The following is a 9,423-nucleotide window of genomic DNA, read 5'->3' as shown; positions in this document are numbered from 1 at the left end:
GCGTCTGCCGGAGGCATAGCGCGCACCCGTTCCGCGCCGCCCGGCGTCCGGGGCCGGGCGGCGCGGAACGGGTGCGCGCTATGCCTCCGGCAGACGCAGGGACCGAGGGGGCTGCATCCATGAAGGTCGTGATTCCGGGTGGCACGGGACAGGTGGGCGCACTGCTGGCGCGGGCGTTCCTCGCGCGGGGTGATGACGTCGTCCTCATCAGCCGGGGAGGCCGGGGAGAGGCGCGCACGGTGTCCTGGGACGGGCGCACGCTGGGTGATTGGGCGAAGGAGGTGGACGGCGCCGACGCGGTCATCAACCTGGCGGGGCGCAGCGTGAACTGCCGCTACACGGAGGAGAACCTGCGCCAGATGATGGACTCGCGGGTGGACTCCACGCGGGTGGTGGGACAGGCCATCCAGCGGGCCTCGAAGCCGCCGCGCGTGTGGCTGCAGATGAGCACCGCGACGCTGTACGCGCACCGGCTGGACGCGCCCAACGACGAGGCCACCGGAATCATTGGTGGGAACGAGCCGGGCGTGCCGGCGTACTGGAAGCGCAGCATCGACATCGCGCAGGCCTGGGAGCGCACGCTGGCGGAGGCGGACACGCCCCACACGCGCAAGGTGGCGCTGCGCACGGCGATGGTGATGAGCCCGGACAAGGAGGGCATCTTCGACGTGCTCCTGGGCCTGACGCGCCGGGGGCTGGGTGGGCCCGCGGGCAGTGGCCAGCAGTACGTGTCGTGGATCCACGGCCAGGACTTCGTGCGCGCGGTGCAGCTGCTGCTGGAGCGCGACGACCTGGCCGGGCCGGTGAACCTGGCCGCGCCGAATCCCCTGCCCCAGAAGGAGCTGATGGCGAAGCTGCGCGAGGCGGCGCACGTGAGCGTGGGGCTGCCGGCGGCGAAGTGGATGCTGGAGGTGGGCGCGTTCTTCATGCGCACGGACACGGAGCTGCTCCTCAAGAGCCGCCGCGTGGTGCCCGGGAGGCTGCTGGACGCGGGCTTCACCTTCGAGTACCCCGACTGGGGAACCGCCGTGAAGAACCTCGTCGAGCGCTGGCGCGCGGGTGGCGGGCCCGTCCGGAGCTGACCGTGTCCACGAAGAAGTACCGCGTCCATTGGGTCCGGCTGTTCGTACTGGCGCTCGTCCTGGGCGTGCTGGGCGCGGGCGCCTTCACGGCGGTGCGCGGGCTGCGGACGGCGCGCGGGCTGGTGCACCCGGCGCGCGTCCCGGTGACGCGGCCTTCCGGCGAGGAAGCGCTGCCGGGCCTGGAGGACGTGTCGTTCCAGGCGGCGGGGCGGGTCCTTCGCGGGTGGTACGTGCCGTCGCGCGACGGGACGGCGGTGGTGCTGGTGCACGGCTTCGCGGACAACCGCACGCGGATGCTCTTCGAGGCGCGGACGCTGGCGGCCAGCGGCCACGGCGTCCTGCTCTTCGACCTGCACGGCCAGGGCGAGAGCGAAGGCGACGGCGTCGGCTGGGGCGACAGCGAGCGCGAGGACGTGCGCGCGGCCCTGGCGTTCGTGCGCGCCCGGCCCGATGTGACGGCGGGTCGGGTGGGCCTGTTCGGCTTCTCCATGGGAGGCACCACGGCCCTGCTGGTGGCTCAGGAGGACGCGCGGGTGAAGGCGGTGGCGGTGGCCGGTGCGTTCCCGGACCTGGCGGTCGACATGGGCTCGCACTACGGCCTGAGCACCTGGGCGGTGCTCTGGGGACTGCGGCGGGAAGGCATCGACGTGGACGAGGTGCGGCCGGTTGACGGCATGTGCCGGCTGGAGGGACGGCCGCTGCTGCTCATCAACGGAGGCAGCGACCCGGACGGGCCCCGGAAGCTGGGAGGCCGCCTCTTCCAGGCGGCCTGCGAACCCAAGGAGCAGTGGGTGCTGCCAGAAGCGGCCCACGGCGAATACGCCCAGAAGGACCCCGAGGGCTACGCGCACAAGCTGCGGGAGTTCTTCGACCGCGCGCTATGAGCGCCGGCCCCTGGCGACGAACTCCGCGCGGCTGTGGGTGTCGGTCTTCTCGAAGATCGACTTGATGTGGACCTTCACCGTCTCCACGGAGCAGCCCACGCGGGGAGCGATCTCCTTGTTCGCCAGGCCTTCGTGGAGACAGTCCGCCACGCGCAACTCCTGGGCGGTGAGCTTCGCCTTCCAGTCCGGGCGCAGCCAGTGGGCACGCTCGTGCATGCGCACCTGCCACAGCTTGCGGCCGCCCCAGATGACGGAGGACTGGCTGAACGTCACGTCCACCCGTTCCGCGCCCCGCTCCAGCGTGAGGGACTCCAGCCGGGGATCCACCGCGACGTCGAAGCGCGACAGCGCCATCACCCGCTCCATCCATTCCCGGGGCACCCCGTCGCTGAGCTCGTGGGGCGCGAACCACCGCTCCAGCAGCGGGATGGCCGGCCCCGTGTCCGCGACCCTGCGCCCCATGCTGTTCAACACCAGCACCGGGCTGGACCCCATCGCGATGGCCTTCAGCAGATCCCTCTCGAAGCGCAGGGAGTAGAACTCCTGGAGCCGGGCCACCGTCCGGGTGATGTAGGGGGTGATCTGCTGCAGGAACCACTGCGCCCGGAGCGTGAAGGGGCGCGTGGACTCGCGATACATCGCGATCCCTCCCTTCAACTCCTGGTCCGTGAAGAGAAGCGACGCCAGTACGCGCTTCAGCTTCAGCCCCGCGCCCTGGCTGCGCCGGAAGGACTCCGTCTCCGACAGGGGCTTGCCCCGGAGCATCTGGACGTCACTGAGCACCTGGTTGGGATGCACCAACGTGGACTGGAAGACGAAGTCCTCCTGCACCCAGTCCGCGTAATCCTTGAGGAGGGGTTGGACGGTGTTCGTCTTCCATTGCAGCCCCGCAGTCCCATCCGGATGCGCGCCGCCCACCGCCAGGTGGTCCGCCTCGCACAGCGTGAGCAGCGCCTGGGAGAGGGCCTCGTAGACGTCCTCGAGGGTCCGCGCCTCCCCCAGCGCTTCCTTCAACTGCGCGAACAACGCCTGCTCACGTGACAGGAACTTCCGTGCCTTGCCCATGGGTACGCTCCCGGTGTCTATACCCAACAAGTATTACGAGGGCTGAAACAGGGCCCATCCCTCCAAAGAGGTATGACAGGGCTGACAGGCAGGTCACGCTGGACGGATCCCCCCCAGGCAGGTCAGCCTGGACCGCCCCCGGAGGATCCGACCCACATGGCTGCCCCGCTGCCCCCTGAGTCCCAGTTCCACATCGAAGTCATCAAGCTCCTGCTCCAGGTGGCCACCAGCGACGGCCGCGTCACCCGCGAGGAGATCGACTCCATCATCGACACCGCGCGCGGCTTCAGCGTGCCCCTGACGGAACTCAGCGCCCTCACCCGCTGCCTCCAGGAGGGCCAGCCGCTCCCGCCGCCGAACCTGAGCGTCCTGCGCGAGGACCCCAAGGCCGTCCTCGACGCCGTCCACACCCTCATCGCGGGCGACGGCCACGTGCACGAAGCCGAGATTGAGATGGCCCGGCAGATCCGCGAGCTGCTCGGCATCGCGCCCTGAAGTCCCCGCCGGCGGCCTGGAGGCTCAGGCCGCCACGAACTGCCGCTCCACCAGGCGCCGGTAGAGCCCCTCCTGGGCCATCAGCGCCGCGTGGCTGCCGCTCTGCACCACCCGGCCTCCCTCCAGCACCAGCACCCGGTGCGAATTGGCCACGGTGGACAGGCGGTGGGCAATGACAAGCGTGGTGCGGCCCTGCATCAGCCGCTCCAGCGCCTCCTGCACCAGGTGCTCGCTCTCCGCGTCCAGCGCGGACGTCGCCTCGTCCAGCACCAGGATGCGAGGGTCCTTGAGCACCGCCCGGGCAATGGCCACGCGCTGCTTCTGGCCGCCGGACAGCTGCACGCCGCGCTCACCCACCTCCGTGCGGTAGCCGTCCGGAAAGCGCTGGATGAAGTCGTGCGCGTTCGCGGCCCGCGCGGCGGCCTCCACCTCCGCGTCCGTGGCGTCCGGGCGGCCATAGCGGATGTTGTCCGCGATGGAGCAGGAGAACAGCAGCGGCTCCTGCGCCACCGCGCCCAGGTTCCGGCGCAGCCAGCCCGGATCCAGCGTGCGCAGGTCATGCCCATCCACCCAGATGCCCCCCGCCTGCGGGTCGTACAGGCGCGCGAGCAGCGCGGCGATGGTGGACTTGCCTCCGCCCGACGGCCCCACCAGCGCCACCACCTCCCCCGGCGCCAGCTCCAGGTCCAACCCCTGGAGCACCGGCACGTCCAGCCGCGAGGGATAGGCGAAGCGCACGTCCCGGAACGACACCCGCCCCGCAAGCGAGGAGGGCCGCTCCCCGCCCTCCAGCGGGATGGCGGGCACGCGGTCGATCATCTCGAACACGCGCTCCGCGGAGCCCGACGCGCGCATGAAGTCGCCCCACAGGTCCGTCAGCCCGCTGAGCGCCGTGGACACCAGCAGCGTGTACGCGAGGAACGACGTGAGGCTGCCCACGGACAGGTCCCCGCGGATCATCAGCCGGCTGCCGTACCAGAGCACCAGCGCCGCCGCGAAGAGGCCGCCAAAGCCGCTGCCCGCCATGAAGGCCGCCGACAGGCGCGAGCGCTGATACATCAGCGACAGCACCTGCGACAGGCGCCCCCGGTAGCGCGCCACCTCGTGCCGTTCCGCGGCGAAGGCGCGCACGGTGCGGATGCCGGTGAACACCTCGTCCGCGACGCCCGTGGCCTCCGCCAGCGCCGCCTGCACCTGGCGCGAGGCCTGACGGATGCGCCGCCCCACCACGACGCCCGCGATGGCCACCGGCGGCACCACCGCCACCATCAGGAGCGCCAGCGACGGCGACGTGTAGAAGAGCATCGTCAGGCCGCCCACCGCCTGCGCGCCGCTGCGCAGCGCCGTGGCGATGTTGTTGCTGACCGCGTGCTGCAGCACGGTGGTGTCCGCGGTGAGCCGGCTGGTCAGCTCGCCCGTGCGGCGCATGTCGAAGAAGGCCACCTCCTGGTCCACCAGCCGGGCGAACAGGTCCTCGCGCAGCTTCGCGACGGCGCGCTCCCCCGCGGTGTTGAAGAAGTAGAAGCGCAGCGCATCCGACACCGCGCGCACCGCGAACACGACGGTGAGCCCCAGCGCCATGCGGTCGATGACCGTCTGGTCCTTCGCGCCCAGCGCCTCGTCGACGATGACGCGCAACGCCTGCGGGAGCACCAGCGACAGCGCCGTGGCCACCACCAGGAAGAAGAGCCCCACGCCCAGCGCGCGGCGCTCCTCCCAGGCCAGCCGCAGCAGGCGGCTCACGGTGACCGAACCCCGGGTGGGTGCCGTCACCGGAGGAAGGACTCCGCCTGGCCGTAGGGCATGTCCCCGTCCACGCCGTGCTCCCGGCAGTGCGCCAGCAGCTTGCGCGACTCCACCAGCTGCGGGGACTGCTCGTGGTAGCCCATCACCATCACGTGGCCCAGCCACGGCTCGCGGCCCATGGCGTAGATGCGCACCTGCCGGGGCTTGAGCCGCTGGACGATGTCGATGGCGCGCGCCGCGTTGGAGCCGTTGAGCCGCCGCGACTGGTCCATCTTCCGCGACAGCGGCGCGGGCAACAGCGGCCCGTACATCCAGCTGAGCGGCCCGCCCTCCGACTCCATGCCCAGCCACATCATGTCGATGGGGCCCACGTGCGGCTGCACGTGCTCGTACAGCCGGGGCTCCAGCGCATTGGAGTCCGCCGCCATCAAGAGCGCCTTGCCCTCCAGCCGCACCAGGTGCGCCAGCTTGCCGCGCACGTCCAGGTCGCCGTGCTCGCCCAGGAAGGGCAGCCCCATCAGCTCGCCGCCCGGCACCGGCAGCGACTCCAGCTCCGACAGCGTCACCACGTTGCGGAAGCCCGCGTGCTGGAGCATCAGCTTCAGCGACGGATCCACCAGCGCGCCGCCGCCCCCCGCGGGCACCACCACCGTGCCGATGCGGTGGCGCAGCTGGAGCAGCGGCTCGAACATCAGGTGATCCGCGTGGCCGTGCGTGAGCAGCACGTAGTCAATGCGCTCCGGCAGGTCCGCGAAGGTGAAGCGCGGCAGGTCGGTGGGGAAGTCGTAGCTCACCACCGGGTCGGTGAGCACGCTCACGTGGCGCGACTCAATCAGCACGCACGCATGGCCGAAGTAGCGCACGCGCACCCCGTCGCCGTCGTAGCGCGGGGCGGGCCGGGGCGGCTCGGGCGTGAAGAAGGTGGCGAAGGTGTCTCCGTCCTGGGGAGCAATCCCCAGCGCGTCGCGCACCGCCTCCAGCAGGGCCGGCGTGCGCCGCATCGCGAACAGCGTGTCCCAGGCCTCGTGCTTGAAGGGCAGACGCACCTGGAGGTCGCCGTCCCGCGAGTCGTCCAGCCGGGGTGTGCTGAAGACATACGGACGCGCGTCCCCGTGCACCAGCCGCAGGGACACGCTCTGCGAGGACTCGCGGTGGAAGGGGCTGCGGTAGAGCAGCGGCTCGAAGAAGCGCGCTGACGCGCGGTTGCGCAGGTCATACGTGAGCTCCACGTAGCCGCGCAGCAGGTCCGGCACGCGAGGGTACAGCTCCTCCAGCGAGTAGCCCTCCGCGGAGGCGAGCAGCGCGTCCAGCTCACGCATCGCGGCCGCGTACCGCAGGGCCAGCGACTCCTCCTGGAGCGTGCGCTCCAAGAGCGCCTTCACCTCCCCCACCCGCTCCACGCCGCAGTTGAGGTAGGGGCCGCCGCGCAGCGCGGGGCTCTTGAGCGCAGCGACGTGGATGGCGGGGTTCGCGACGAAGGACTCCATGATCTTGACGTGGAGGTTCGCGACGAACAGCGGCGCCGTCATGGGCGACGCCAGGAACCACCATGCGTACCATTGGTTGTGGAGCGGCTCGGCGACGACGTTCTGCTTCAGGTACACCGGGGGGCGCGACATCAACACTCCTTCAAGGGTTTCTCAGGCCGCCTTCGCCAGCCGGGCCAGCGACTCGCGCGCCGCCTCGCGCAGCGACGGCTCCGGGGACTCCAGGAGCCGCCTCAGCGCCTGGGGCACCTCGGCGTCCGGATAGGCGATGTCGCCCAGCCGCCGGGCCGCCAGCACCCGGTCCCGCACCGTCCCCCGCGTCACCTCCAGCAGGAGGAAGTCGCGGTAGCGCGCGAGGAAGGCGTTCTCCGCGTCCAGCATCCGCGCGCACGCGTCCTTCAGCGCGGCCTTCGCCGCCGCGTCCTCCGGCACGCGGTAGCCCCACTTCTGGCGGAGCGCGAAGATGGACTCGTACAGCGGCGTCCAGGTGTCGTTCAGGTGCTCGCGGTGCGCCTGGATGGCGTCGCGCTTGGAGAAGGTGTGGCGGCCCGCGTCCAGCGCCACCACCGCCGTCGCCATCCGGCACGCCAGCGTGACGAGCTCCTTGAAGCCCCGGTACAACTGGCCCTGCGCGTCCGTCACCTCGCGGTAGTCGTAGCCGTACAGCTCGCCGTGCGGGTCCGGGTACGCCAGCGGGAAGCGCAGCGGCGCGTCCTCGGGGCGGGCGCGCGCGCGTTCGATGAAGCGGTAGGGCTGGTGCATGCTGTGGCGCGTCCACGCCTCCAGCGGCATCAGCGGCACGCGGTCGCGCACGTCCTCGCCCGCGATGAGCAGCGCGTTCTGCTTGAGGTTCACCTCGCCCTCGGCGACGAGCCGCGACTCCTCCACCGCGTTCAAGTCCAGCGGGTAGCGGGCCAGCGGGCCCACCGCCATGCGGAAGCGCTCGAAGCGGTCCTCCTCGCCCGGCAGGAACGTGTCCTTGAAGACGAGCGTGAGGTCCAGGTCGCTCTCCCCCACCGCCTCGCTGGTGGCGTGGCTGCCCACCAGGTAGCAGGCGCGCACGCGTCCCGGGAACGTGAGCGCGTACAGCCCCACGAAGCCGAACAGCAGCGCGTTGACGCCCATGTCCTCCGTCAGCCCGACCAGCGACACCTCTTCCACTTCCGTCACGCGGGCACCTGCAGGGGGTGGGCTTCCTTGTGCTCGGGCGCGCCCGCCAGCCTGCGGGTGAGGCGGCGGCGCACGACGTCCACGTGCTCGCGGAAGAAGTACAGGTTCTCCGCGTAGGCAATGGGCACCGCGATGCGGTTCACCTCGCGCTCGGCCTCCTCCAGCCGCCGGAGCATGTCCTGGAGCATCTCCTGGTCCGGGTCCTCCTCCAGCTGGATTTCAATCTCCTTCAGCCGCGCGTACCACCGGTGGATGCGCGAGCGCACCCGCCACAGGAACGCCGCGGGCACCGCGCGCCCCAGCGGCACCACCACCGCGATGATGGGCACCAGCATCACCCACAGCCGGTCCACCAGGTTCGCCGCCCAGAACGGCAGGTAGCGCTGCAACAGCGGCACGCCCGTCGCGTAGTAGCGCTTCGCCTCGCTGCTCAGCGGGAAGCCCGCCGCGAGCGGCGCGGGGAACTCGCCCGTCTTGTCCAGGATGCCCGCCGTGCCGCTGATCTCACTGGCCGCGCGCATCAGGAGATACGACAGCGCCGGGTGCAGCGTGTCGCGCGCCAGCAGGAGCGCGTTGGGCGCGAGCAGCACCACGTCCTGGTCCGGCACGTTCTTCGCGAAGTCGAACACGCCCTGCGGCAGCACGTGGCGCGACAGATACGGGTAGCGGCGCGTGTAGGCCTCCGCGCGCGAGAAGCTGAGCAGCCGCACGTCCTTCACCGCCGCCAGCTTCTGGATGCGCGGGGACTCCGCCGGCGACACCAGGAACACCGCGTCCACCTTGCCCTGCGTCAGTGCTTCGATGGCCGCGTCGCGGTCGAACGGCAACAGCTCCGTGGGCGCGGCGTCCACCTTGTTCGCCTGGAGCAGCGTCATCGCCAGCGCGCGCGTGCCGCTCTCCTCGGGGCCCACCGCGATGCGCTTGCCCTGGAGGCCGCGCACGTCGTCCACGGGCTCGCCCCGGTAGAAGACCCACAGCGGCACGTAGGAGAGGCTGCCCAGCGACGCCACGTGCTCCGGCACCTCCTGCCCCTTGCCGCCGGTGGTGCCGCTCTGCGCGAAGGCGATGTCCACCCCGCTGTCCTCCGCGTTCAGCAGCGCCACGCTGCCCACGGAGCCCTTCGTGTTGCGCAACTCCAGCGTCACCCCGTGCTGCGCGAGGAACTTCTGGTAGCGCTTCGCCATGTAGTTGAAGCCGCCCTCGTCCGGCGCCAGCGCCATCACCAGCTTCTTGGGCGGCGCGGGCTTGACGAAATAGAACGTCACCGCGAACGCGGCCGCGATGAGCAGCGCCGCGGGGGCGACGGCGATCCACAGGTCGCGCCGCAACGTGCGCTTGAGCTGCGCCTTCAACGTGTCCGTCTTCATGGGGATGCGCAGTATACCGACCGCGCCGTGCGGGGCCCCGCCGTACACCGCGTTGGTCCAAGCAGGCGAGCACGTCCCGACCCGGGGGCACTTGGCGCATCCCCTTGCGCGACACACCCTCCCTCCC

General features: G+C 71.2%; 8 protein-coding genes. 3 read left to right on the top strand and 5 right to left on the bottom strand.

Features of this window, described 5'->3' with window-relative positions; translation table 11 throughout:
- Nucleotides 1-119 precede the first annotated feature (119 nt).
- Both D7W79_RS33160 and D7W79_RS33155 read left to right on the top strand, forming a co-directional pair.
- Nucleotides 120-1,082 carry a TIGR01777 family oxidoreductase gene (locus tag D7W79_RS33160; RefSeq protein ID WP_120529359.1) on the top strand — a complete coding sequence of 321 codons (963 nt, stop codon included), beginning with the start codon at nucleotides 120-122 and terminating at the stop codon, nucleotides 1,080-1,082.
- Between the two features lie 2 nt (nucleotides 1,083-1,084).
- A complete protein-coding gene (locus D7W79_RS33155; RefSeq protein ID WP_120529358.1) occupies nucleotides 1,085-1,966 on the top strand; it encodes an alpha/beta hydrolase in 882 nt (293 codons plus the stop codon).
- On the opposite strand, the gene D7W79_RS33150 is transcribed toward D7W79_RS33155, so the two are convergent.
- Nucleotides 1,961-3,031 carry a helix-turn-helix transcriptional regulator gene (locus D7W79_RS33150; RefSeq protein WP_120529357.1) on the bottom strand — a complete coding sequence of 357 codons (1,071 nt, stop codon included), beginning with the start codon at nucleotides 3,029-3,031 and terminating at the stop codon, nucleotides 1,961-1,963. The two genes, D7W79_RS33155 and D7W79_RS33150, sit on opposite strands and share 6 nt — an antisense overlap.
- A 156-nt stretch (nucleotides 3,032-3,187) precedes the next feature.
- On the opposite strand from D7W79_RS33150, the gene D7W79_RS33145 reads away from it, so the two are divergent.
- Nucleotides 3,188-3,526: a TerB family tellurite resistance protein gene (locus D7W79_RS33145; protein WP_171437953.1), complete on the top strand. Its 339-nt coding sequence runs from the start codon at nucleotides 3,188-3,190 to the stop codon at nucleotides 3,524-3,526.
- A gap of 24 nt (nucleotides 3,527-3,550) precedes the next feature.
- Here the strand turns inward: D7W79_RS33145 and D7W79_RS33140 are convergent, their stop codons facing one another.
- The 4 genes from D7W79_RS33140 to D7W79_RS33125 are packed head-to-tail and all read right to left on the bottom strand — an operon-like array spanning nucleotide 3,551 to nucleotide 9,296.
- Nucleotides 3,551-5,299, bottom strand: coding sequence for an ABC transporter ATP-binding protein (locus D7W79_RS33140; protein WP_120529356.1), 1,749 nt, complete (start codon nucleotides 5,297-5,299; stop codon nucleotides 3,551-3,553).
- Nucleotides 5,296-6,891, bottom strand: a complete 1,596-nt coding sequence (locus D7W79_RS33135) for an MBL fold metallo-hydrolase (protein ID WP_120529355.1) — start codon at nucleotides 6,889-6,891, stop codon at nucleotides 5,296-5,298. The genes D7W79_RS33140 and D7W79_RS33135 overlap by 4 nt, the downstream gene beginning before the upstream one ends.
- Nucleotides 6,892-6,912: 21 nt before the next feature.
- Complete coding sequence (locus D7W79_RS33130) at nucleotides 6,913-7,929, bottom strand: nucleotidyltransferase domain-containing protein (protein ID WP_120529354.1); 1,017 nt, start codon at nucleotides 7,927-7,929, stop codon at nucleotides 6,913-6,915.
- Nucleotides 7,926-9,296 (bottom strand): TAXI family TRAP transporter solute-binding subunit, encoded by a 1,371-nt coding sequence (locus D7W79_RS33125; protein ID WP_120529353.1) that lies wholly within the window; start codon nucleotides 9,294-9,296, stop codon nucleotides 7,926-7,928. The genes D7W79_RS33130 and D7W79_RS33125 overlap by 4 nt, the downstream gene beginning before the upstream one ends.
- Between the last annotated feature and the right edge of the window lie 127 nt (nucleotides 9,297-9,423).

The sequence above is a fragment of the Corallococcus exercitus genome (assembly GCF_003611585.1).
Taxonomy (GTDB): domain Bacteria; phylum Myxococcota; class Myxococcia; order Myxococcales; family Myxococcaceae; genus Corallococcus; species Corallococcus exercitus.
Note: the sequence above shows the minus strand (reverse complement) of the source record. Positions and strands in the feature narration are given on the sequence as shown.

Coding starts and splice junctions, on each gene's coding strand:
- D7W79_RS33150 (WP_120529357.1), bottom strand. CDS start 3,031: ATGGGCAAGGCACGGAAGTTCCTGTCACGTGAGCAGGCGTTGTTCGCG.
- D7W79_RS33145 (WP_171437953.1), top strand. CDS start 3,188: ATGGCTGCCCCGCTGCCCCCTGAGTCCCAGTTCCACATCGAAGTCATC.
- D7W79_RS33160 (WP_120529359.1), top strand. CDS start 120: ATGAAGGTCGTGATTCCGGGTGGCACGGGACAGGTGGGCGCACTGCTG.
- D7W79_RS33135 (WP_120529355.1), bottom strand. CDS start 6,891: ATGTCGCGCCCCCCGGTGTACCTGAAGCAGAACGTCGTCGCCGAGCCG.
- D7W79_RS33125 (WP_120529353.1), bottom strand. CDS start 9,296: ATGAAGACGGACACGTTGAAGGCGCAGCTCAAGCGCACGTTGCGGCGC.